This window comes from Pseudomonas sp. 22082, from assembly GCF_052046055.1.
GTDB lineage: Bacteria > Pseudomonadota > Gammaproteobacteria > Pseudomonadales > Pseudomonadaceae > Aquipseudomonas > Aquipseudomonas pharyngis.
This window is the reverse complement of sequence record NZ_JBQEQB010000023.1, coordinates 45,678-70,090: the sequence shown is the minus strand read 5'-3', so window position 1 is coordinate 70,090 and position 24,413 is coordinate 45,678. Positions and strand designations below refer to the sequence as shown.

Here is a 24,413-nt window from a genome sequence, read left to right as displayed (position 1 = left end):
CTTCGCGAGCAATCTCGCTCCTAGTTTTGATCCGGGCGACATACCAACGATGCGCGCTCGTAATTCAACGCCTTGTCACGCTCGGGCAGTGCATACGACGCCTCGCAGCGCTGGCCTTGCCAGTTGATGGTCAGGGTGCCGGCGGCGTCCGCGACCAGCGCCAGTGCCTTGCCGCTTGGGTCGGAGATCGCCAGTTGCTTGCCGGCGGCGTCTTCCAGTGACGCCCCAAACGGGATTGGCTGGTGCTGCACATCGAACAGGGCGAATTGCACCCGACGCCCGGTCTTGCTGGCATAGCGCGCCAGTACCACGGCACCACGGCGCGGTACCACTTGCCGGGTGGCGTTTTCAATTTCGAAATCACCGCCCAGATCGCGGGTGTCGAGGCTGATCCAGTTGACCCGATACGGCTGCGCGTTGGACACCACCGCATAACCGTTGCCAGCGGTTTTCGCCCCGGAGAAGCTGGCGATCTTCACGCCTTCAACGCCCTCGACCTGTGCCAGCGCGAACGTCTCACCGACGGTCTGCCCGAGGTTGATGCCGCCCGCGTGACCGACAATCGAACCGGCAACATTGAGATTCTGCGAGTTGTAGCCACGGCCCTGGCTGTAACCGGCACTGATGTCCATCACCGACGTTCGTGTGCTGATATTGGCCGAGCCGGTGCTGCCGCCGGTGCGGCTGTTGCCGCCTTGTACCGAGTAGTAGGTGTCGCTGTCTTCGGACAGATAGCCGTTGATGCCGACCTGGGTACTGCTGGTGTCCTTCTGCGAGCTGGCCGAGACGAAAGCGCGTGGCGCGCGGGGTTTCGAACCCAAGGGAAACGACACTGAGAGATTGAACAACGTGTCGTTGTTCGCCGGCCCATAGTTGGCGACATCCTTAGTGTAAGTCGCGCTGAGGTTGTAGCTGACATCGCCCCAATAATTGCTGTAACCGGCCGCCAGGCTTTGCGAACCGCCTCGTCCCCAGTAGCGCTGGTCACTGGCATTGAGGTAAATACTGCCGAACTGCTGGTTGCGCCCAAGGCTCTGGTTGACGGTCAGGTCAGTGCGGGTTTTCGAGTTGCCGGTGCGCTTCTGGCCCTCGCTGTTCAGCTCCTCGACATGTTCGCTGAAGGTTCGATAGCCCTCGGTCGAATAGCGGTAAGCGGCGAGGGTGAAGTTGGTGTCGGTGCCGGTGAACGTCTTGGCGTACAGCGCGCGCAGGCTGTTACCCTTGACGGTCTGGGCAAATGTGCGGCTGCTGGAGTGGGTCAGGTCCAGCGAGATCGCACCGATCGCAGTGTTGCGCCCGGCGCCAACGGAAAACGCCTGGAAATCTTCGCTGGCCTGGGTGCCCACGATCGCCGACAAATTGCTGCTGACACCGTAAGCCACCGTGCTGCTGACGAACTCCGGCGATTGCTGATCATCGCTGTTGCTGTTGTAGCGGCCCGCCGAAACGCTGTACTTGAGTTGCCCCTCGCGCACCATGATCGGCAGGCTGGAAAACGCCTGCACCGTGACCCGGCGCCGACCGTCGGCTTCGATGACGGTGATTTCCAGATCGCCGTTGGAGCCGCTGGGATATATGTCGCTGATTTCGAACGGCCCGGGTGGCACGTTGGCGGTGTACAGAATGTAATCGTTCTGGCGAATCTCCACGGTCGCGCTCGATTGTGCGATGCCGCGAATCACCGGCGCATAACCGCGCTCGCTGTCGGCACGCATGCCATCGTCGGAGGCCAGTTTCACGCCGCGATAGCGCACGCTGTCGAACAGGTCGGCATCAGAGAAAATGTCGCCGGCGCTGAACTGGCCCTTCAGCGCGGTGACGTCGTGTTGCAGATAACTGCGATTGCTCTTGAACGTGCTCGGCCGACCGGTGCTGCTGTTGAAGTTGGACTCGTTGCGCAAGCGCCAGCCGCCGAGGTTGATGCCGTTGCGTAGGCCGACGTTATTGGCGATCGTGGTATCGACGTCGGTGCTGTTGCGGTTGCTGCTCACCTGATAGTTGATGAACGCTGCGGGTACACCTTCGTCCCACAGCGCCGGATCGACATAACCACGGCGGCCACGCTCCATGGCGCTTTGCGGCACGCTGACCAGCAAGCGCAGGCGCGGCACGTCATAGCGCACGGTGGCCTGATCGATCAGCGCGGGCAGATCAAGGCAGGTGTCGGCGGCGGCGCTGTCCAGTTTGCCGCTGGCCTGCAGCTTGCCAAGATCCACACCCAGTTGCTTGAGCATGTCCAGCGTCAGGCAGGCTTCGACCTTGTGGCTGTCGGGATGGTGGCGAAAATCGATATCGCGACGGCCGACCAGGGTGTCGTTGCCATACAGGTCGACCCGATAAGTGCCGGGGAGAACCTGGCTGCCGGCGAGGAGGGTCTGCAGATCGACGGCAGACGTCGCGCCTTGCAGAAACGATGTATTGAATTGTTCTTCGCCATCGGCCAGGCAAGTTGTGCTGACGACCAGTGCAACCGAAAACGGCGCCAATCCATCGCGCTTTAAAAAAAACATGCAGGAACCCTATATCACCTCCGATACGAACTAACGGAGCGAAGAGAAATACAGTGAAAGTGCGGCTGATAAAGCGGCACGCGAGTTATGGCGATTCTTTATCAAGGCTGGCGCTAACTTCGGCGCTGCCGGAAAGTTGCGCGAAATAACGGTCTCGGGCGCCGTAGTCGTTGATGCTGCTGAATGACAGTTGCGCAGAACTGGCCGCGTTGGGTTGTTTGAGTGCGAACTCTTTTTGTTCGCCGGGCGCAATCATCATCGAATCGAATGGCTTTTCGCTGCTGGCGCCCGCTTGCATTGTTATATCGGCAATCGATACGTGATAGAGCCCTGGATTGTTCACCACCAACATGCTTTTGCCGGCGCGCTCGATCAGTCGCCAGCGCAACTCGGTCGGCGCTTGATAGGCTTTGTCTGGCAAACCGGCGGGGCGAAAGAACACCTTGATGCGCTGACGCACCGCCAGTTGCAGGGTGTTCGCGGTTTTCGCAGATTGAGGGATCTCCTGGACATTCAGCCACACCACTGACTCGCGGTCGCCGGGCATGCCGGTGCCTTCGTAGATAACCCGCAGAATCTGTTGTTGATCGCCGCTGACCCGCACCAGAGGCGGGGTGACGGCGAACGGCGCTGAACCTGCTTCGTCGCTGTCGGTGTCGACCCAGGACTGAACCAACACGTCTGCACCGCTGTTGCGCACTGTGATGCTGGCTTCTTTGTGGTTGCCATCGAAAATCAGCCGGGTGCTGCTCAACGAAATGCCGGCCATGGCCTGATTGACGGCGAACAGGCCCAGGAGGCCGACGCACAGGGATAGGGAATGACGTAGGAACATGAACAATTACCGCGCAAAGTGAAGGGAAGTGCAGGGCCGTTGCGCCCCGCACTGGTTCGATGAATCGCGCGATTATTCGTATTGCAGGGTGAACGGCAGGGTCGCATCGCCGCGACCGGCGACCGCCAGTTTCGGATCGACGGTGGTCACGTAGGCGGCCGAGAATTTCAGCGTGGTGTTGCTGTCTTGCAGGGTGTTTTCAATCCGCGCGGTGGTTGGCGATGTCAGGTCGATCACCGCGCCGTTGGAGTCAAGCAGGGCGATGCCGATGCCTTTTGCCGAGCCCAGGCCGTCGATTAGTTTCAAGACCTTGGTGCCGGTTTCGATGCCTGAACCTGCGCCCTTGGTCGGTTCGAAGATCATCGCCACCTTGGTCCCGGCATTGCAGTTGATCTTCATGTCGAAGTTTTCGACGCTCAGGGTGCCGTTGCCTTTCGGCGCGGTGGCGGTGCCCATGTCCTTGATCGACACTTCGCCCATGTTGACCGAGATTGTCTTGTCCTTGCCGGCGCCTTCGACCGAGCAGGCATCGTTGTTGATGGTACCTGTGAAATTGATGGTGCCGCTGCCAGCCTTGGTTGGCGAAACAGGATCGGCCGCCAGAACATTACCGGCAGCGAAGATCGACAAGGCGAGAAGCGTGCGAGACAGCTTTTTCATGTTGCTTTTCCATTGGTGGGGTTAAAGCAACACAATAAATCGCGTACTTGCGCTGGAACATCAGACGATTCCTAGATGCGCGGCAAGTCATGCTGAAGTGCGCAATTGTCTAGTTGAACAAGTTGCGCTCGATGCAATAAGTCATTAACTCCTGATCGCTGTTTACTTCAAGTTTTCGCATGGCTGAAACTTTCTGTGTACTGACTGTTTTGGCACTTCGGTTAAGTCCTCGTGCTATTTCATTGACGCCTTGTCCTTGCACAAACAACCGCAGGATTTCATGTTCTCTGGGCGACAAGCGGGCAAAGCGTTCATCCAGGTCCGCGCTGTTGTCCAGCACCGAAGTGGGTGCGGGTTGTTTGCTGCGAACCGTATGGCCTTTGGCAATGGCTTTGAGCGCCACTTCTATTTCAACGTGCAACTGGCTTTTCTGAATCACCGCCAGTACACCCAGTTCCTGCAGACGGGCCAGGATCAACGGATTGGAAATCATGGTCAGGACCAGCACCCGCACCTGGGGGAAATGCCGGGTCACATATTCCACCAGCTTCAGTCCGTCACCGTAACGCGAGTCACCGGGCATGTTGAAATCGGTGATCAACAGATCCACCGGCTGGGTCTTCAGCAAATCGATTAACTCATCGGGGCAAACGGCTTCGCCGATTACGCTGAAGTGGTGGTCACGCTCGACCAGTTCCCGCACCCCCAGCAGGACGATGGGATGATCATCGGCGATGACAACATTGAAGGTTTCCATGGGTGCTTTATCCAGAGTGAAATTATTCAAAGGCATCGAGCAGGTCGCTCAGGCGCGCCAGTTGTTGACGCACCTCACCGCCCAGCGCCGGGGTTACGGCCATGCCGGTCAGGCGACATTCCAGTTCGACGAATGCGCTGGCCAGGGCCGGGATCTGCACCGCGCCCAGTGCCCCGGCCATGCTGTGCAGTTGCCGCGCGACGCTGTCGGCATCGGCTGCGTCGAGCGCGTTGAGGGTGGTGTGAATGTCGCGGCGCAGGGTTACGACAAACAGCTCGCGCATTTTCGGCGAGAGCGTCGGCGGGGTATCGGCGACCGGCGCGACAGCGATATGGCAGTGGCTTTGCAGTTGCGCACGCAGCGTCGCCAAGTTCAGCGGTTTGACCATCCACGCGTTCATGCCGACGGCGGCGCAGCGCTCGCCTTCTTCGCGCAAGGCATTGGCAGTGACGCCGATGATCGGCAATGTCGCATCCTGCTCGCGCAGTGCTGCGGCCAGTTGATAACCGTTCATGACCGGCATGTTGACGTCGGTCAGCAGCAAGTCGAAGCGCCCCGGTGTCCAGTGCGCCAGAGCCTGTTCGCCATTGGTTGCGACAACCACCGAGCAGCCCAGCGCCTCCAGTTGTTCCTTGATGATCCCCGCGTTGATCGCATTGTCCTCGGCCACCAGCACGCGCAGATTCAGCGCTCGGGTGTTTGCCTGCCGCGACGGCGTGCGCTGCTGACCGGCGCCGTGCACGGCGAGGGCAATCGCCCAGCCGATCGCGCGCACGTCGTCGGCATCGACCTGCCAGTCATTGCCGCTCACCTGCGCCGGGTTGGGGCCAGCGGCAATGGCGACGATTCGCCGGCCAGCGAAAGCTGTAGCGCTGGCCAGTGGTGCAAGATCGACCAGCAGCGCCGAAGGCGGCGGCAGCTCGTTGGTCACCAGTCGACAGTCGAGGCCAAAGCGGTTCAGCCACGCCATCAGATGTTGCGCCAGTTCAGCGACTGGCGCACGCACGTAGACGGCGGGGCTGTCGGCGCCGATCGCCGGGCAATCGGCGAGGCTGCCCGGTGCGCAATCGAGCATCAGTTGCAAGTTGAAGCAGCTGCCTAGTCCCGGTTCACTGACCACGTTCAACTCGCCGTGCATCAACTCGCACAGCCATTTGCAAATGGCCAGACCGAGACCCGCGCCGGCATGACTGTCGGCTTCGTTGACTTGGTAGAAAGGGTCGAACAATTGCTGTTGCTGCGCCTGGGAAATGCCCACGCCCGAGTCGCTGACCTGCCACTGCACCCGGGCTCGACCGCTTGAGTTTTGCAGCACACGAACACGCACGACCACACGGCCGTTATCGGTGAACTTGATCGCGTTGCTAAGCAGGTTGTTGAGGATCTGGCGAATGCGCTGCGCATCACCGAGCAAGTGATCCGGCAGTGCTGCATCAATGCAGGCATACAATTGCAACCCTTTGCCGCGGGCAAAAGCGGCGTAGCTGCGCACCACGTCTTCGGTCAGTTCCAGCGGGCAGAACGGCTGAAGCTCGAGGTTCATCTGCCCGGCCTCAATCTTCGACACATCCAGCACATCGCTGATCAACTTGAACAGACTGGCCGACGAGCGCTGAATGGTCTCCAGATAATCCTGTTGGCGTGGGGCGAGGGCGGTCAGGCCGAGCAGCTCCAGAGTGCCGAGCACGCCATACAGCGGCGTACGGATTTCATGACTCATCGTCGCCAGAAACCGGCTCTTGGCCTGATTGGCCGAGTCGGCGGCCTGACGCGCGACTTCCAGTGCCGCGGCGTCTTCCACATGTCGGGTGACGTCGTGCAGCGCACACAGCCAGGCATCCTGACCCTGATAACGAGTGGCGACGAAAGCGACATGCAAATGCCGGCTGTCTATCTCCAGTTCGGCATGACCATGGCCAGTCGCTGCCTGCTGGTCAAGCAGGCTGATCAGTTCGCCAGTGTCGTGCCATTGCTGGGCGAGCTGGTTTTCCAGCAACACCTGATGATCGCGGCGGCTGATCACGCACAGGCCGGTCGGCGCGGTGTCGATGACCGCACGGCTGAAGGCTTCGCTTTCGGCGATGCTGGCGTGGGCAGTTTGCGCGGGGAGGATAACGCGTTGGGTGTACCAGCGATTGAGCGCGCGGCCACTGCCAAGCAGCGCCAGCACCAGTGCCAGCAGGCATAGCAGTGGCCACAGCGCGTAATCGAGAAAACTCTGCACGCTGATCACATAGATCGCCGTCCAGCGTTGGTCGCCGGGGCTGGTCAGCTTGAACACCAGGCCGTCGCGGGTCAGGTTCGCGCCGTCATCGAGCACTTGGTCTGGCTTGAGCGCACCGATCAACGCTGTGCCGTTGGGCGTGATCAGGGTGAAATCGTCGTAGATCGACCACTCCATCAAACGCTCGATATTGTTGACCTGGGACAGTTTCAACAGCGAGCCGAGCAGCACCCAGGAGTTCGCCCCCTCAATCCTCAGCGTCGGTTTACTCAGGTTGATCCGCACGTAAGCCAGCAGGCTCGGGGTGCCATCGTTTTCCTGCTCGAACGGGTAGGGAGCCCAGTGCACTTGCTCTGAAGTCTGTGCGTGGCGCTGCATGTTCATTTGGGTCATGAGTTCGACGAACCGGCCGACCTGCGTTGGCCCGGCGCCGCGCAAACGGCCGGTGGCAGGCACGGCGATATCGTAATTGTCCGGCCCGTTGAGCAGGATCACCTGCGGAGACTGGTAATGCGAGGCTGCCCAGAAGGCGCTGTAGTAAGCTGCCAGATAGCTGCCGAGGACAAACACCTTGGGGTGTTGGCTGGGGGCGATTCGCTCCGGATCGATCTTTACGCTGAACGGCAGCGAAAACGGCAGCCCACGGCCTTCGTAAATGTTCGGCCCTTCTTCGGGCAAAAGCTTTTGGACAACAGGCGGCGTCACAGCCTCGGCAAAGTACACACCCTTGGCGCTGGCCCTAGAGATCGCGTCGAGAAAGGCCTCCTGCTCGCGAATGTTTTCCATCAGTCGGGCGAAGTGGAACTGCAGGGTATCGCGCTGTTCTTCCACCATGCGCTGCACGCCCAGATAACTGATACCCAGCAACAGCAGCGCAAGCGCGCCGAGGATCAGTAAGCCCTTGTTTAGGCGCTGCGAGCTGTTGGCAAGTTTTTCCAGCAGGGCATTGGGGTGCGGCATCAATACGCTCGGTCGATAAAAGTGGGTAAGCGTTTGAACACGGCTGACCTCGATGGCAAGTGGTGGTCGTCCGCCGCGAGCTGCAGATCACCAGACATTCGCCGGTCCGTCATGACAGAGCAACTGCTGGAACTGTTCCGAAGACACGGCGTGGGAGATCAGGAAACCCTGAACCTGAGTGCAGTCGATTTTACGCAACAGAGCAAGTTCCTGCGCGGTTTCCACGCCTTCGGCGACCACCGTCAGACCCAGTTGCCGGCCCAACGTGACAATGCTGGTCAGCGCCTGCGCCAGTTCGGCGTTGCGGTTGCAACCCTGTACCAGCGCGCGGTCGATTTTCAGTTCGGTGAAAGGGGCCGAGACCAGGTTCATGTAGGAACTGTAGCCCTTGCCGAAATCATCCTGTGACAGGCCGAAACCCTTGATCCTCAAGCGGCAGGCACCGGCGTAGAAGTTGCTGATGTCATCGGGCACCGAGCACTCCATCAGCTCGAAACAGATCCGCGCCGGCAGCCCGTCGTGGTGCAGGACAAAAGCGAGGATGCGATCCGGCAGGTCGTGGCTGTTGAGCAGGTGCGTCGGCAGGTTGATCGACACCGGAATGTCATAGCCCTGCTGGCGCCATACCGCTTGGGCGGCCATTGCCTGTTCCAGTACCCGCCAGAGCAGGTGCTCTTCGAGATCGCAGGCGATCAGCGCCGGTAGAAAAACTCCCGGCAACAACGTGCCGTGTTCCGGGTGAGCCCAGCGTACCAGTGCTTCGGCGGCGACGATGCGACCATTGTCCAACGCCTTTTTTGGTTGAAACCAGGCTTGCAGCTCACCGTTATCCAACGCCCGTACAAGGCTCTGGCGGTCGATGCCAGCCTGCGTGGCGATCGGCACGTCCTGACGCAGCGCCTGCAACTGGTCGATCAGGCAACGCAGGGCGGCGCTGTTGACCGGTTTGGAAATCAGCCCGATGACTTTGACCTGCAGATTGCTCGCCACCAGGCTCGCGCCCATCAGCATGCGCCGTGAGGCGGCGCTCATGATCGCCAGTGCCGGGCGGGAGGGCTGCGCGGCCAGGCCCTGAATGAACTGCACGCCATCCATGCCCGGCATCAGCAGGTCGGTGAGCACCAGGTCGAACTCGCGTTTTTTCAGGCGCCGCAAGGCTTCTTCGCCGTCCCTGGCAAACTCCAGATCGAAGACGCCCAACTCGTTGAACAGGTTCTGCAAGTACAGATGCTGGAACGGGTGATCTTCGACAATCAGCAGGCTAGGGGACTTCATGAGCGACTCGGTGGTAGGGAGCCAGGACGATCGACAAGGCTCTTAGCGTAAAAGGTTTGATCAGGCAGTGATTCATGCCGGCGGCCAGACACAGCGCCTCTTCGCCGCGCAGGGCGTTGGCGGTGGCGCCGATGATCGGCGTGGTGCAGCCCAGTCTGCGCAGGGCCTTGGCCAGTTCATAACCGTTGAGGCGCGGCATGTTGACGTCGCTGAGCACGACATCGAAGGTGTTGGCCTGCCATAGCGACAAGGCCTCTTCGCCATCGCTGGCCAGCGCCACCGTGCAGCCGAGTTCTTGCAGCTGGTCGCGCAGAATCAATTGGTTGATGGCATTGTCTTCGGCGACGAGAATGTGCAGCTGCAGCGGCGCCAACGCCTGGGTCTGTGTCTGCTGATGCTCGATAACGGCGCCGCCCTGAGCTTGGCGCACAGCCTGGCGGATCGCGGCCAGATCGTTCAGATTCGCTATCCAGCCGTCGACTGTGCATTGCGGCTCACAGGCGCCCGCGCCGCTGGCCAGCACGCGTGGCCCTGACCAGCGCAGTTCGCTGTGCTGATCCATCGGCACCGGATACAGCTCAAGCAATACGCCGCCGTCGGCAGGCGCGTGACTGGCCGGCGCGCCGACGTGCGGGCGAGCGCCCCAGCGGCGCAGCCAGCCAGCGAGGCTGTCGGCCAGTTCGCGTACTGGCGACACCAAATAAACGATGTCGCCCGCCAGTTTCGGTTGTGTTTCAGGCGGCGTGTTGCCCGTGCGCTGCTCAAGCGGCAAGGTCAGGGAAAAACTGCTGCCCAGCCCCGGTTCGCTGACCATCTGCAGGGTGCCGTTCATCAAATTCGTCAGCCGCAGACAGATCGGCAGGCCCAGCCCAGTGCCCGCAACGACGTGGCTGTTGCCTTGGGTCTGGTAAAACGGCTCGAAAATAAATGTCTGATCATCGTGGGCAATGCCGCGCCCGGTGTCCGATACCTGCCATTGCACGCAGACGCGCTCGCCTTCGCGGGACAGCACGTTGACCCGCAGCACCACGCGTCCGGAATCGGTGAACTTGACCGCATTGCTCAGCAGATTGTTGAGGATCTGCCGGACACGACTGATGTCGCCGATCAGGCTGTCGGGCAGCTGCGGATCGAAGCAGGCATAGAGCTGCAAACCTTTGCTCTGCGCCGCCGCCGCGTAGCCCTGCACAACCTCTTGGGCCAGGGCAACGATGGAAAAGTCACTGAGTTCCAGCGCCAGTTGCCCGGCCTCAATTTTCGACACGTCGAGCACGTCGCAGATCAATTGCAGAAGGGTCGCGGACGAGCCTTCGATCGCGCGCAAGTAGCTTTTCTGCTGAGTGTCGAGCTGAGTGCGAGCGAGCAGTTCGAGAGTGCCGAGCACGCCATACAGCGGGGTGCGGATTTCATGGCTCATGGTCGCCAGAAACAGGGTTTTCGCTTCGTTGGCAGCATCGGCCGACTGCCGCGCCTGCTCCAGCGCCGCTTCGATTTGCCGGCGCGCGCTGATGTCGCTGAAGGCGCAAAACAACACGTCTTCGCCCTTGTAGCGGGTCGGCGCGCAACTCAGGTACAGGTGGCGACCGTCGGCGGTCTCGAAATAGTCGGTCAGGCACGGCGCGTGTTCAGCAAATGCCGCGCGGATCCAGCCGCGACCCAGTTGCTCTCTGCACGCGCCCAGCCATTGCTGCGCGAGCGTGTTTTCCAGTACCACCTGAGCGTCGCTGCGCCGCAACACACAGAGCGCCACCGGAGCGGTCTGGATCACATCGCGGCTGAACAACTCGCTTTCCACCAGCGCCTGAATCCGGTGCAGGGTCGGGGTGATGAAGCGATGCTCCAGGCGCCGGATCAACAGCCACACCAGACTGATACTCGCCTGACAGAACGCCAGCGCGCCGAGCATTTGCGGCCACAGGGCCCACAACACCGCTAGCAAGTCGATGGAGTAGGTCAGCTGCCAATCCGACGATTTAAGTTGTTTGCGCAATACCAGTTGCTCGGGCAGCCAGCCTTCTCCGACGAAACCGAAGAAATCCTGCTGGCGCAGCAGCGGCAGATTCTGCCCGGGCGGCGGTTTGTGGCTGTTGCTGAATAACGGCATGCCCTGAGAATTGAACATGGTGAACTCGCCGGCGCTGTGGTCGCTCAAGGCAGTGGCCACTTCACGGTCGTCCATTTCCAGGCCGAGCCAACCGGACTCCAGATCGCGTTCATCCAGACGAATGAAGATGTACAGCTGCGAGTGCCCTTGCCAGTTGTGGGTCAGCCAGATTTCTTTCAAGGCACTGTTGTTGCCGTGCTTGAGGGTTTCCAGGCGATCAAGCATCTCGTGCGGAAAGTCGTCGGCCATGGGCGTCGTGTTGTACAAGCGCCAGACCTGGGCTTCGGCGCCGCTGCTGACGTACAGCAGATTCAATTTGCGCGCTTGCAGATAGTCGCGCATGCGCTGGGTCAGCCAGATGCTCCACTGCTTGCCCGGTGTTTGTCCGAGCAGCAGACGGATCTCCTCTTCGGATAGCGGCGCGCTCAGCGCGGTCTGACGGGTCGCCGACAGACTCAGGCTTTCGAGCAGCGCTTCACGGGTGGTGAAAAACGTATGCGCCTCGGCGATGGCGCTGCTCATGTAGCTGCGCCGCTGGGAAATCTCACTGTTGAAGGTGAACAGCAGGAAGCTGTACACGCCGCCGAGAATGCCCACCAGCAACACCAGCGCGAAAATGCGCAACAAGCGTCGCGCCGCGTGGGGCGTGGACAGCACCGGGCTGATCTGATGGAGGTAGTTCTTCAAGCGCATCCCGGCACAGTAGGGCGGGCCGGGCACGACGAAAATCAGACAATTCCTAAAGAGGGGGGGCGAACAATCGGCTGTGGCAACGCGTTAATGGATTCACAGGTAACTCATGACAAAGGCAATCGTTGCGTTGGCTGATCCGGCGCGCATGCCCTTGTCAAACCCGCCATTGCCAGCTGTTTCAGCAATGCGAAAGTATCGGGCGCTCAGGGGGATTTTCAAGTTGCCTCCCGCAGTGGGATAGTCCGCGAACACATAGCTTTGATGTAAAACCAAAGGCGTTCCATCCGTGTTGAGTATTTGCAAGGCCAAACCCTCAGCAGTCGAATCTGCACTCAGCTTTACGATGCCCCTCGTTGAATTTTGCGAGGGAGAAGTTGAAGTAGGCTTGAGTGTATAAGTTACTTTATTAATGCCTGATGGACAGTTGTTGAGGCTTATGTCGAATTTGACCGGTTCAGAATAGGCTCCGTTATTGGCGAATATACTGATGTCGTGTGATCCCATGTCTACCTGGATATCAGGCGTTTCACAGGATTGAGGTACGATCGTTACGCCGTTGGTCGCCATTGTCATTGGTGATACACCGTCTGCATGGAAAACCCCAAGTGTACCTGCCGGGATTTTCTGTACACCGATTACATCCGCTATTTTGAATAGTCGTAGCACGTGTCTTGTGGTGTCCCATCCGTATCCACCCGCTTCTCGCCGAATGCCCGGATAAATGGGTATGGTTACGTTGTCTTTGAAAGACCACTGCCATGCAAGTCCAGTGGTTCCTATCGCGTAAACAAGGTCGCCCGATTTAGACACGCCGACGTTGTTCAAAACACCATATGAAAACTCGTTAGTGCATTTATATGAGCTGGGCGTAGGGCCGAGTGTGATTGGCGGACTTTCATATATTAGGGTGCCGTTAGGTGTGTCACGAGGAATGGAAAGTGTAGCGGGTACTTGCATAGTGAGAGTTGTTTGATGATGGTTTGGGTAGAACGAGCAATTAGCCGCGCCCGCGTAGCTGGACGCGAAGAGCAGCGTCAGGCACAGCGTGTGAATCAATTTCGTGATCGGGGTAGGGCGCTGCGGTTGGAAACGCTTCATGAAGAGGGCTTTACGTATCGGCCAATGAGCGGCGTACGTTAGCCGCGACACTCAAAGCTGGACATCAGGCGATTCCTAGAAAGCACCGGCGCTCTTCACATCGGAATGCGCTCCCCTGTAGGGGTAAGCCTGCTCGCGATGGCGTCCTTTCATTCACCATCAACGGTGCGGCTGATGGCCTCATCGCGAGCAGGCTCACTCCTACAGGCAACGCTTTCCAACGCCTACCCATCGCCCAAACCAAAGCCACTGGTCATCTGATTAGCAAGCCCCCTAACTATTACGTTGACATTCGCTGCCTAGGCAGTAACATCTCGACATACATTCACTGCCTAGGCAGTTATTAGGTGAGCACATGAAGCATTTCACCCCTGACGAATTCCAGCATTGCCATCTCGGCCTGTTGCTCGGCCGTGCCGCTTTACTCAAGGACAAGATCATCGACACCCACATGGAACCCCACGGCATCACCGCCGCGCAGTTCAAGGTGTTGATCATCATGGCCCAGTTCGGCGTCGACACTCCGGCCGAGCTGTGCCGGCATCTGTCGCTGGACAGCGGTTCGATGACTCGGATGCTCGATCGTCTGGAGCAGAAAGGTTTCCTGGTTCGCCAACGCAGCGAAGGCGATCGCCGTCAGGTGCAACTCAAGCTCACCGAGCAGGGCCAGCAACTGGCCGATCGCCTGCCGCACATCGGCGCCGACGCCATGAATGAACTGGCCGGCGCCGTGACCCCGGACGAGTTGAAAACCCTGGAATACATCCTCAAGAAAATTTTGCTGGCAGCCGGTGACCCGATCACCCTCCAGCGGTTAGGTGAACACAATGAGCGGTAAAACCTTGCGCAGCAGCCTGACACTGGTGCTGTCGGCGATGATCCTCGCCGGTTGCGCCAACTACAGTGGCCTCGATACCCAGGGCGCGAGCCTCGATGCGAAAACCCTGCAGACCGGACAATCGCTCAACGGCGTCACCCTGTTCCAGGCCGCGTGGCCGAAGAGCGACTGGTGGACCAGCCTCGGCGATCCGCAGCTCGACGGCCTGATCCGCGAAGCCCTGAAAGACAGCCCGGACATGCAGATCGCCGACGCCCGCGCCCATCAGGCCAGCGCCGCCGCGTATGCCGCCGATGCCGAGCATTATCCGACCCTCGACGCCAGCGCCGGCATCAGCCGTTCGCGTCTGGCCCGGGATCAGGATCCGCTGGGGCAGGGTGGGGCTTACTCCACCGTGCGCAACATCAGCGCCGGCTTCAATTACAACTTCGACCTGTGGGGCGGTCAGCGTGAAGCCTGGGAGGCCGCACTCGGCCAGGCCCGCGCCGCCGAAGTCGACCGTCAGGCTGCGCAACTGACTCTCGCCGCTGATGTGGCCCGGGCCTACAGCGATCTGGGTCAGGCGCACATCGTCTATGACCTGGCCAACGAAGATTTGAAGCGCACCAAACAGATGCTCGACCTGAGCCAGCGTCGTTTGAGCTCGGGGATCGACAGTCAGTACCAGTTCCAGCAGACCCAAAGTCTGGAAGCCAGCTCCGAAGCCAGCCTGATCGACGCCGAAAAACGCCTGAACAGCGCGAAAATCGCCCTGGCCGTGCTGCTCGGCAAAGGCCCGGATCGCGGCAACGAAATCGCTCGACCGAAAGTTCTGCAAGCCAGCGCCGTGGCATTGCCCTCGGTGCTGCCGGCCGAGCTGCTGGGCCGTCGCCCCGATCTGGTCGCCGCGCGCTGGCGTGTCGAGGCGGCGAGCAAGGACATCGACTCGGCCAAGACCCGCTTCTATCCCAACCTGAACCTGTCGGCTTCCGCCGGTGCCGAATCCTTGTTGGGGGACGCGATGTTCGGCTCCGCCAGTCGCTTCTTCAACATTGCCCCGACGATTTCGGTGCCGATCTTCGATGGCGGGCGCCTGCGCGCCAACCTCGATGCCCGCGACGCCGATTACGACCTCGCCGTGGCGCAGTACAACAAAAGCCTGGTGAAAGCCCTGGGCGATGTCAGCGACACGATCAACCAGCTGCGTGACATCGGCCGGCAGATCGGCGCCCAGCAGCACGCGACCGAGATTGCCCAGGATTCTTACAACACCGTCGTCCAGCGTTACGGTTCCGGCATCGGCAACTACCTGGACGTGCTCAGCATCGAGCAGCAATTACTGCAGGCCCAGCGTCAGCTGGCCAACCTGAATGCCGAGCAGATCGACCTGTCGATTCAACTGATGCAAGCGCTGGGCGGCGGCTTCCAGGGTGAAACCCTGACCGCAGCCAACGCCACCCCAGCCACGCCGCACAACTAATTCAAGGTACTTGTCATGGCCACTGCCGAAAACACACAAGCTCAAGACAACGCCCAGGACACTGGCAATCCGCGCAAACGCAAGGTGATGCTGCTGGTGCTGGCCGTTGTGGTTGCCCTCGCCGGTGCCGGTGTCTGGGCGTATCACGAATTCATCGGGCGCTGGAGCGAAAGCACCGACGACGCCTACGTCAACGGCAACGTGGTGGAAATCACCCCGCTGGTGACCGGCACCGTGGTCAGCATCGGTGCTGACGATGGCGATCTGGTGCACGAAGGCCAGGTGCTGATCAACTTCGACCCGAACGACGCCGAAGTCGGTCTGCAAAGTGCCAAGGCCAATCTGGCCCGCACCGTGCGTCAGGTGCGCGGTCTGTACAGCAACGTCGACGGCATGAAGGCCCAGGTCAATGCGCAACAGGCCGAAGTGCAGAAAGCCCAGGACAACTTCAACCGTCGTAAGAACCTCGCGGCCGGCGGGGCGATTTCCCAGGAAGAACTGTCCCACGCCCGCGATGACCTGACCTCGGCACAAAACGCCCTGGCCAACGCCAGGCAGCAGTTGAAAACCACCAGCGCGCTGGTCGATGACACCGTGGTCTCCTCGCACCCGGACGTGATGGCTGCCGCCGCGCAACTGCGCCAGGCCTACCTGACCAACGCACGCAGCACCTTGATCGCGCCGGTCACCGGTTATGTCGCCAAGCGCACCGTGCAACTTGGCCAGCGTGTGCAGCCGGGCACTGCGCTGATGGCGGTGATTCCATTGGATCAGCTGTGGATCGACGCCAACTTCAAGGAAACCCAGCTGCGTGACATGCGCATCGGCCAACCGGTGGAAATCGAGTCGGACATCTACGGCAGCGACGTCAAGTTCAGCGGCACCATCGACAGCCTCGGCGCGGGCACCGGCAGCGCGTTCGCCCTGTTGCCGGCGCAGAACGCCACCGGTAACTGGATCAAGATCGTGCAACGTGTGCCGGTACGGATTCATGTCAACGCCGAAGAGCTGGCCAAACACCCGCTGCGCGTCGGCCTGTCGACCAATGTCGAGGTCAACCTGCACGACCAGAGCGGCCCGGTACTGGCCCAGCAGCCGCCGCAAAAGGCCTCGTTCAGCACCAACGTCTACGACCGCCAACTGGCCGAAGCCGACGCGATGATCACCCAGTTGATCCACGACAACAGCGCCGCGGTCAGCAAGACTGCGCAACGCTGATCCCATCCTGTGGGAGCGAGCCTGCTCGCGATGGCNGGCTGAACCGCCGTCTTCGCGAGCAGGCTCGCTCCCACAAAGGGCGACTGCGTCTGTAACAGACACGGCGCCAACCCGGCTTCATAGGATTCACGATGAGCAATAACGCCTCTTTTACGCCGCCCAGCCTGTTGCTCAGCACCATCGGCCTGTCGCTGGCGACCTTTATGCAGGTGCTCGACACCACCATCGCCAACGTGGCGTTGCCGACCATTTCCGGCAACCTCGGCGTGAGTTCGGAGCAGGGCACCTGGGTCATCACCTCGTTCGCCGTGAGCAACGCCATTGCGCTGCCGCTCACCGGCTGGCTGAGCCGTCGCTTCGGCGAGGTAAAGCTGTTTCTGTGGGCGACCATCCTGTTTGTGCTGGCTTCGTTCCTCTGCGGTATTTCCACGTCGATGCCGGAACTGATCGGTTTCCGCGTGCTGCAAGGCCTGGTGGCCGGGCCGTTGTACCCGATGACCCAGACACTGCTGATTGCGGTGTATCCGCCGGCGAGGCGGGGCATGGCCCTGGCGTTGCTGGCGATGGTCACGGTGGTGGCGCCGATTGCCGGGCCGATCCTCGGCGGCTGGATCACCGACAGTTACAGCTGGCCGTGGATTTTCTTCATCAACGTGCCGATCGGCATCTTTGCGGTGATGGTGGTGCGCCAGCAACTGGCCAAGCGCCCGGTGGTGACCAGCCATCAGCCGATGGATTACGTCGGGCTGATCACGCTGATCATCGGCGTGGGCGCGTTGCAGGTGATCCTCGACAAGGGCAATGACCTGGACTGGTTCGAGTCGAACTTCATCATCATCGGCGCGGCGATTTCGGTGATCGCGCTGGCGGTGTTCGTGATCTGGGAAATGACCGACCAGCATCCGGTGGTCAACCTGCGGCTGTTTGCCTATCGCAACTTCCGCATCGGCACGCTGGTGCTGGTATTGGGTTACGCCGGATTCTTCGGCATCAACCTGATCCTGCCGCAGTGGTTGCAGACCCAGATGGGCTACACCGCGACCTGGGCCGGTCTGGCGGTGGCGCCGATCGGCATTCTGCCGGTGCTGCTGTCGCCGTTTGTCGGCAAGTACGCGCACAAGTTCGACCTGCGCCTGCTGGCCGGGCTGGCGTTCCTGGCGATCGGCCTGAGCTGCTTCATGCGCGCCGAGTTCACCAACGAAGTGGACTTTCAGCACATCGCCCTGGTGCAGTTGTTCATGGGGATTGGCGTGGCGCTGTTCTTCATGCCGACCCTGAGCATTCTGATGTCGGACCTGCCGCCGAGCCAGATTGCCGATGGCGCGGGTCTGGCGACGTTTCTGCGGACACTGGGCGGCAGCTTTGCGGCGTCGTTGACTACGTGGATCTGGATTCGCCGGGCGGATCAGCATCATGCCTATATGAGCGAGAGCATCAGCACCTTCGAGCCAGCGACTCGCGAGACCTTGCATTCGCTGGGTGGCGCGAGCCAATCGGCCTATGCGCAGATGGATCAGATCCTCACCAGTCAGGCGTACATGCTCTCCACCGTGGATTACTTCACGTTGCTGGGCTGGGGGTTCATGGGGTTGATTCTGATTGTGTGGCTGGCCAAGCCGCCATTCGCTGCCAAGGCAGGCCCGGCCGCCAGCGGTCACTGATCCGAAGTACGGTCAAATGTGGGAGCAAGCCCGCTCCCACATTTGTTTTTGGGTTTGGCTTTAGATTGCGGGGGCGGGCAGTGCTGGCGGCGGCGCGAAGTCGAAAGGCCCCAGCGCAAACCCGTTCTCATCCACCTGCAACGCCCAACCCTGACGATCCCAATCCCCCAGCACAATCCGCTTCGCCGCCTGATCACCGATCTGCAACTTGTGGATCGCCGGGCGATGCGTGTGCCCGTGAACCAGGGTTTTCACCCCGTATTCCTGCATGATCCGCGGAATTTCCTCCGGCGTGACATCGACGATGTCATTGGCCTTCATCCGCGTCTGCGCCCGGCTTTCGCTGCGCAGCTTGCGCGCCAGTTTGTGCCGGGTGCGCAAGGGCAGGTTGCGCAGGATGAACAGACTCAGCGGGTTGCGCAGGTAGCGGCGCAGCTTCATGTAGGCTTCGTCGCGGGTGCACAGGCTGTCGCCGTGCATCAGCAGCACCGGTTCGCCGTAAAACCGCACGACACTCGGATCCTTCAACAGCGTGCAGCCGGCCTCTTTGCAAAAGGCCTTGCCGAGCATGAAGTCGCGATTGCCGTGCATCAGAAAAATGGCCGTGCCGCTGTCGCTGAGTTCGCGCAGGGCCTGGCAGATGGAACGCTGGAAGGGGGTCATGGCGTCGTCGCCAATCCACGCCTCGAAGAAGTCGCCCAGAATGTACAACGCACTCGCCGAGCGGGCGCGTCCGGCGAGCAAATCCAGAAACGCCCGGGTAATGTCCGGGCGCTCCTCTTCCAGATGCAAGTCTGAAATCAGCAATATCACGCTTCGATGATCTCGGCTTTCTCGATGATCACGTCGTCTGCGGGTACGTCCTGGTGGCCTGCCTTGGAGGTGGTGGAAACGCCTTCGATCTTGTCGACAACGTCGGTGCCCGAAACCACTTTACCGAACACGGCATAACCCCAGCCCTGAGCGGTCTTGGCGGTGTGGTTCAGGAAGCTGTTGTCGGAGGCGTTGATGAAGAACTGTGCCGAAGCCGAATGCGGGTCCATGGTGCGGGCCATGGCGATGGTGTACTTATCGTTCTTCAGACCGTTGTCGGCTTCGTTCTGGATGCTCGGGCTCTTGTCTTTCTTTTCTTTCATGCCTGGCTCGAAACCGCCGCCCTGGATCATGAAGCCTTTGATGACGCGGTGGAACACGACGTTCTCGTAGTGACCCTTTTTAACGTACTCGATGAAGTTGGCGGTGGTGACCGGCGCCTTTTCAGCGTCCAGTTGCAGGACGATGTCACCGAAGTTGGTGGTCAATTTAACTTGAGTCATGATCGTTACTCTTTATAAGTTGAAGCGCGTTTTATAAGGAATTCGTGGGTATTGGGACATTTGGGCCCCGTACCGGTTCAGCCCGTGGGGGCCAAGGTGCGCAGTTTAGCGTGACAGGCGCGAATTTCGAGGCTGTTTTTCAAAACCCGGCGATTAAATGCATTCCTTTTAAGCCCTGCTCTGTCAGGGGCTTGACAGCATCGGCTATGATAGCGGCTTTGTTTTGTCAGGCCCGTGTCCCGGCCGCGCACTGTACGTTCAAGGATCCTATGAGCAAGCCCACTGTCGACCCTACCTCGAATTCCAAGACCGGCCCCGTTACGCCGGTCAATTTCCTGCGCCCGATCATCCAGGCGGACCTGGACTCGGGTAAGCACACGCAGATCGTCACCCGTTTCCCGCCTGAGCCCAACGGCTACCTGCACATCGGCCACGCCAAGTCGATCTGTGTGAACTTCGGCCTGGCCCAGGAGTTCGGCGGCGTCACTCACCTGCGTTTCGACGACACCAACCCGGCCAAGGAAGACCAGGAATACATCGACGCGATCGAAAGCGACGTCAAATGGCTGGGCTTCGAATGGTCCGGCGAAGTGCGCTACGCCTCGCAATACTTCGACCAGTTGCACGACTGGGCCGTCGAGCTGATCAAGGCCGGCAAGGCCTACGTCGACGACCTGACGCCCGAGCAAGCCAGGGAATACCGCGGCAGCCTGACCGAGCCGGGCAAGAACAGCCCGTTCCGCGACCGTTCGGTTGAAGAGAACCTGGACTGGTTCGCCCGCATGCGCGCCGGTGAGTTCCCGGACGGTGCCCGCGTACTGCGTGCCAAGATCGACATGGCCTCGCCGAACATGAACCTGCGCGACCCGATCATGTACCGCATCCGCCACGCCCATCACCACCAGACCGGTGACAAGTGGTGCATCTACCCGAACTACGACTTCACCCACGGTCAGTCGGACGCCATCGAAGGCATCACCCACTCGATCTGCACCCTGGAGTTCGAAAGCCATCGTCCGCTGTACGAGTGGTTCCTCGACGCACTGCCAGTGCCGGCGCACCCGCGTCAGTACGAGTTCAGCCGTCTGAACCTCAACTACACCATCACCAGCAAGCGCAAGCTCAAGCAACTGGTTGACGAGAAACACGTCAACGGCTGGGACGATCCGCGCATGTCGACGCTGTCGGGCTTCCGCCGCCGTGGCTACACCCCGGCGTCGATCCGCAACTTCTGCGAGATGATCGGCACCAACCGTTCCGACGGTGTGGTCGACTTCGGCATGCTCGAGTTCAGCATCCGTCAGGACTTGGACGCGAACGCCCCGCGCGCCATGTGCGTGCTGCGTCCGTTGAAAGTCGTGATCACCAACTACCCGGAAGGCCAGGTCGAGAACCTCGAACTGCCGCGTCATCCGCAGAAAGAAGAACTCGGCGTGCGCCAGCTGCCGTTCGCCCGTGAAATCTACATCGACCGCGATGACTTCATGGAAGAACCGCCAAAAGGCTACAAGCGCCTGGAGCCGAATGGCGAAGTGCGTCTGCGCGGCAGCTACGTGATCCGTGCCGACGAAGCGATCAAGGACGCCGACGGCAACATCGTCGAGCTGCGTTGCTCCTACGATCCGGACACCCTGGGCAAGAACCCTGAAGGCCGCAAGGTCAAGGGCGTGATCCACTGGGTGCCGGCCGGTGCCAGCATCGAGTGCGAAGTGCGTCTGTACGATCGCCTGTTCCGTTCTCCGAACCCGGAGAAGGCCGAAGACAGCGCGAGTTTCCTGGACAACATCAACCCTGACTCACTGCAAGTGCTGACCGGTTGTCGTGCTGAACCCTCGCTGGGCAACGCACAGCCGGAAGACCGTTTCCAGTTCGAGCGCGAAGGTTACTTCGTCGCGGATATCAAGGACTCGAAACCAGGTCAGCCGGTATTCAACCGTACCGTGACCCTGCGTGATTCGTGGGGCCAGTGATCAAGTCTTAAGGAAACACCGTGCTTACGATCTACAACACGCTCACCAAGAGCAAAGAAATCTTCAAGCCGCTGGATGGCAACAAGGTGCGCATGTACGTCTGCGGGATGACCGTGTACGACTACTGCCACCTGGGCCACGGCCGCAGCATGGTCGCGTTCGACCTGGTGACCCGCTGGTTGCGGTTCAGCGGTTATGACCTGACCTACGTGCGCAACATCACCGACATCGACGACAAGATCATCAACCGGGCCAACGAGAACGGCGAGTCGTTCGAAGCGTTGACCGAGCGCATGATCGCCGCGATGCACGAAGACGAAGCGCGCCTGAACATCCAGAAGCCGGACATGGAGCCGCGCGCCACGGATCACATCCCTGGCATGCACGCGATGATCCAGACCCTGATCGACAAGGGTTACGCCTACGCCCCGGGCAATGGCGACGTGTACTACCGCGTCGGCAAGTTCATGGGCTACGGCAAGCTCTCGCGCAAGAAGATCGAAGACCTGCGCATCGGTGCGCGGATCGAGGTCGACGAAGCCAAGGAAGATCCGCTGGACTTCGTGCTGTGGAAAGGCGTCAAGCCGGGCGAGCCGAGCTGGGAATCGCCGTGGGGCGCCGGGCGTCCGGGCTGGCACATCGAGTGCTCGGTGATGTCCACCTGCTGCCTGGGTGAGACGTTCGACATTCATGGCGGCGGCAGCGACCTCGAGTTCCCGCACCACGAAAACGAAATCGCCCAGAGCGAAGCGGCCACCGGCAAGACCTACGCCAACGCGTGGATGCATTGCGGCATGATCCGTATCAATGGCGAGAAGATGTCCAAGTCCTTGAACAACTTCTTCACCATTCGCGACGTGCTCGACAAGTACCACCCGGAAGTCGTGCGTTACCTGCTGGTGTCGAGCCACTACCGCAGCGCGATCAACTACTCGGAAGACAACCTCAAGGACGCCAAGGGCGCACTGGAGCGTTTCTACCACGCGCTGAAAGGCCTGCCGAATGTGGCGCCGGCGGGCGGCGAAGCGTTCGTCGAGCGTTTCACCACGGTGATGAACGACGACTTCGGCACGCCGGAAGCCTGCGCGGTGCTGTTCGAGATGGTGCGTGAGATCAACCGTCTGCGCGAGAGCGATCTCGAGGCTGCGGCCGGTCTGGCGGCACGCCTGAAAGAACTGGCCAGCGTGCTGGGTGTATTGCAGCTCGAAGCCGATGACTTCCTGCAGGCCGGCGCCGAAGGGCGTGTCGATGCAGCCGAAGTCGAGGCGCTGATCGCTGCGCGTCTGGCGGCACGGGCCGGCAAGGACTGGGCCGAATCCGACCGCATCCGCGACCAGCTCACCGCCATGGGCGTGGTGCTGGAGGACGGCAAGGGCGGCACGACCTGGCGTCTGGCTGACTGATTGCTGCGCCTGTTACAAACAAAACCCGCCTTGTGCGGGTTTTTGTTTTTCTGTCCGGACTGATCGTTCTCACGCAGACAGTTGATCGTTCCCACGCTCCGCGAGGGAACGATCCAGACAATGTGTGATTGCTTTTGGTATTCGCATGGGTCTTGATAGCGCACGCGGCAGGATGCTCATCAGCGGCGAATCCGGAAGGGAGGAATCATGGCTAATCACTATCGCGAGTTGGTATCGACACCCGGCGCGACCGGGCTGATCCTCGCGAGCTCTATTGCCCGACTGCCCCAGGCAATGATCGGCATCGGCATCATCACCATGCTGGTGCAGCAGACCGGCGTTTACTGGCTGGCCGGTGCAGTCGCCGGTACGTTTACCCTGGCCAATGCGCTGCTCGGCCCGCGCATCTCGAAACAGGTTGATCGGCGTGGCCAGAGTCGCGTGCTGCCCGTCGTCACGGCGTTCAGCATCGTCATGTTGCTGGCGCTGATTGTTGCGGTGCACCTGAGGGCGCCGGCCGCGCTGTTTTTTGTGCTGGCGGCACTGGCGGGGACGATGCCGAGCATGCCGTCCATGATCCGCGCACGCTGGACGCAATTGTTTCGTGGCAAGCCACAACTGCACACCGCGTTCTCGCTGGACACGGTCCTCACCGAACTGGCTTACATCATCGGCCCGCCACTGGCGATCGGTTTGAGCGTAAGTTTCTTCGCGGAAGCCGGGCCGCTGGTGGCGGTGGGGTTGCTGGCCGTCGGCGTGACGGCGTTTCTCATGCAGCGTCAGACCGAACCGAAAGTCGTGGCGGGCAACCGGAAAAACAGCGGTTCGACCCTGCTGATTCCCGGCGTTCGCACCATTGTCCTGGCACTGCTGGCGATGGGCGCCATTGGCGGATCGATCGATGTCGCCGTTGTGGCCTTCGCCAATGCCCAGGGCTGGCCAGCGTCCGCCACCTTCATCCTCGCCGCCTATGCGTTCGGCTCGCTGGTGGCGGGCCTGACCTTCGGCGCGTTGCGGGTTTCGCTGGCGATTGAAAAGCAGTTCTTTATCGGGATCCTGGTCACGGCAGTCACCGGCGTATTGCCGATTTTCTCACCGGACGTTTATGTCCTTACCGCGATGCTGTTTATCGCCGGCATCTCGTTCGCGCCGACCATGGTTGTGGTCATGAAGCTGGGAACAATCATCATCCCAGCAGCGAGGATGACCGAAGGCCTGACGTGGATGACCACCGGAATCAGCATCGGCGTGGCGCTCGGCGGCATGCTGGCGGGGCTGGTGATTGATGCTTTTGGTGCACGGGCAGGGTTCGCGGTCGCGATTGCTGCAGGTCTGATGATGATGGTCGTGGTGCTGATGGGCCTGCGGACGTTGGCGTCCGCATCGGCTGCGCCTGTTGAACCAGCAATTTCGGCCTGACCTGCTATGGGGG

General features: G+C 60.7%; 17 protein-coding genes. 7 read left to right on the top strand and 10 right to left on the bottom strand.

The window, feature by feature from the left end; genetic code table 11:
- Positions 1-20: 20 nt before the first annotated feature.
- From ACTJK9_RS23815 to ACTJK9_RS23780, 8 genes are all read right to left on the bottom strand, one after another.
- Positions 21-2,510, bottom strand: coding sequence for a fimbria/pilus outer membrane usher protein (locus tag ACTJK9_RS23815; protein ID WP_085612684.1), 2,490 nt, complete (start codon positions 2,508-2,510; stop codon positions 21-23).
- An 85-nt stretch (positions 2,511-2,595) separates the two neighbouring features.
- Positions 2,596-3,345 carry a fimbrial biogenesis chaperone gene (locus tag ACTJK9_RS23810; protein ID WP_221397679.1) on the bottom strand — a complete coding sequence of 250 codons (750 nt, stop codon included), beginning with the start codon at positions 3,343-3,345 and terminating at the stop codon, positions 2,596-2,598.
- A gap of 72 nt (positions 3,346-3,417) precedes the next feature.
- Positions 3,418-4,005, bottom strand: a complete 588-nt coding sequence (locus tag ACTJK9_RS23805) for a fimbrial protein (protein ID WP_011334439.1) — start codon at positions 4,003-4,005, stop codon at positions 3,418-3,420.
- Positions 4,006-4,114: 109 nt separating this feature from the next.
- A complete protein-coding gene (locus ACTJK9_RS23800) occupies positions 4,115-4,762 on the bottom strand; it encodes a response regulator (protein WP_085612682.1) in 648 nt (215 codons plus the stop codon).
- A gap of 22 nt (positions 4,763-4,784) precedes the next feature.
- Positions 4,785-7,946: a hybrid sensor histidine kinase/response regulator gene (locus tag ACTJK9_RS23795; RefSeq protein WP_221397678.1), complete on the bottom strand. Its 3,162-nt coding sequence runs from the start codon at positions 7,944-7,946 to the stop codon at positions 4,785-4,787.
- A gap of 87 nt (positions 7,947-8,033) precedes the next feature.
- Complete coding sequence (locus ACTJK9_RS23790) at positions 8,034-9,221, bottom strand: EAL domain-containing response regulator (RefSeq protein WP_085612680.1); 1,188 nt, start codon at positions 9,219-9,221, stop codon at positions 8,034-8,036.
- A complete protein-coding gene (locus tag ACTJK9_RS23785; protein ID WP_085612679.1) occupies positions 9,208-12,018 on the bottom strand; it encodes an ATP-binding protein in 2,811 nt (936 codons plus the stop codon). Before ACTJK9_RS23785 ends, ACTJK9_RS23790 begins: the two co-directional genes overlap by 14 nt.
- A gap of 93 nt (positions 12,019-12,111) precedes the next feature.
- Positions 12,112-13,116 carry a fimbrial protein gene (locus tag ACTJK9_RS23780; protein WP_085644029.1) on the bottom strand — a complete coding sequence of 335 codons (1,005 nt, stop codon included), beginning with the start codon at positions 13,114-13,116 and terminating at the stop codon, positions 12,112-12,114.
- A 355-nt stretch (positions 13,117-13,471) separates the two neighbouring features.
- Here ACTJK9_RS23780 and ACTJK9_RS23775 point away from each other — a divergent pair, with 355 nt between their 5' ends.
- The 4 genes from ACTJK9_RS23775 to ACTJK9_RS23760 all read left to right on the top strand — a co-directional run bounded on the left by ACTJK9_RS23775 (position 13,472) and on the right by ACTJK9_RS23760 (position 18,292).
- On the top strand, positions 13,472-13,954 hold the full coding sequence (locus ACTJK9_RS23775) for a MarR family winged helix-turn-helix transcriptional regulator (RefSeq protein ID WP_085612677.1): 483 nt from the start codon (positions 13,472-13,474) through the stop codon (positions 13,952-13,954).
- Complete coding sequence (locus tag ACTJK9_RS23770) at positions 13,944-15,413, top strand: efflux transporter outer membrane subunit (RefSeq protein WP_440816668.1); 1,470 nt, start codon at positions 13,944-13,946, stop codon at positions 15,411-15,413. Before ACTJK9_RS23775 ends, ACTJK9_RS23770 begins: the two co-directional genes overlap by 11 nt.
- Positions 15,414-15,428: 15 nt before the next feature.
- Positions 15,429-16,631 carry an HlyD family secretion protein gene (locus ACTJK9_RS23765; protein ID WP_039767481.1) on the top strand — a complete coding sequence of 401 codons (1,203 nt, stop codon included), beginning with the start codon at positions 15,429-15,431 and terminating at the stop codon, positions 16,629-16,631.
- A 131-nt stretch (positions 16,632-16,762) separates the two neighbouring features.
- Positions 16,763-18,292 (top strand): DHA2 family efflux MFS transporter permease subunit, encoded by a 1,530-nt coding sequence (locus tag ACTJK9_RS23760; protein WP_039767480.1) that lies wholly within the window; start codon positions 16,763-16,765, stop codon positions 18,290-18,292.
- 60 nt (positions 18,293-18,352) lie between these two features.
- On the opposite strand, the gene lpxH is transcribed toward ACTJK9_RS23760, so the two are convergent.
- Positions 18,353-19,105 carry a UDP-2,3-diacylglucosamine diphosphatase gene (gene lpxH, locus ACTJK9_RS23755; RefSeq protein WP_085612675.1) on the bottom strand — a complete coding sequence of 251 codons (753 nt, stop codon included), beginning with the start codon at positions 19,103-19,105 and terminating at the stop codon, positions 18,353-18,355.
- Entirely contained in the window at positions 19,102-19,608 is a 507-nt protein-coding gene (locus ACTJK9_RS23750; RefSeq protein ID WP_085612674.1) for a peptidylprolyl isomerase, read from the bottom strand. The genes lpxH and ACTJK9_RS23750 overlap by 4 nt, the downstream gene beginning before the upstream one ends.
- Positions 19,609-19,877: 269 nt before the next feature.
- Here ACTJK9_RS23750 and ACTJK9_RS23745 point away from each other — a divergent pair, with 269 nt between their 5' ends.
- The 3 genes from ACTJK9_RS23745 (at position 19,878) to ACTJK9_RS23735 (ending at position 24,400) form a co-directional block, all read left to right on the top strand.
- Positions 19,878-21,578, top strand: a complete 1,701-nt coding sequence (locus ACTJK9_RS23745; RefSeq protein ID WP_221397674.1) for a glutamine--tRNA ligase/YqeY domain fusion protein — start codon at positions 19,878-19,880, stop codon at positions 21,576-21,578.
- 20 nt (positions 21,579-21,598) lie between these two features.
- Positions 21,599-22,981 carry a cysteine--tRNA ligase gene (gene cysS, locus ACTJK9_RS23740; protein WP_221397673.1) on the top strand — a complete coding sequence of 461 codons (1,383 nt, stop codon included), beginning with the start codon at positions 21,599-21,601 and terminating at the stop codon, positions 22,979-22,981.
- A 207-nt stretch (positions 22,982-23,188) separates the two neighbouring features.
- The gene (locus ACTJK9_RS23735; protein ID WP_085612672.1) at positions 23,189-24,400 is read left to right on the top strand and encodes an MFS transporter; all 1,212 of its coding nucleotides are present in this window, start codon (positions 23,189-23,191) and stop codon (positions 24,398-24,400) included.
- Positions 24,401-24,413: the final 13 nt, after the last annotated feature.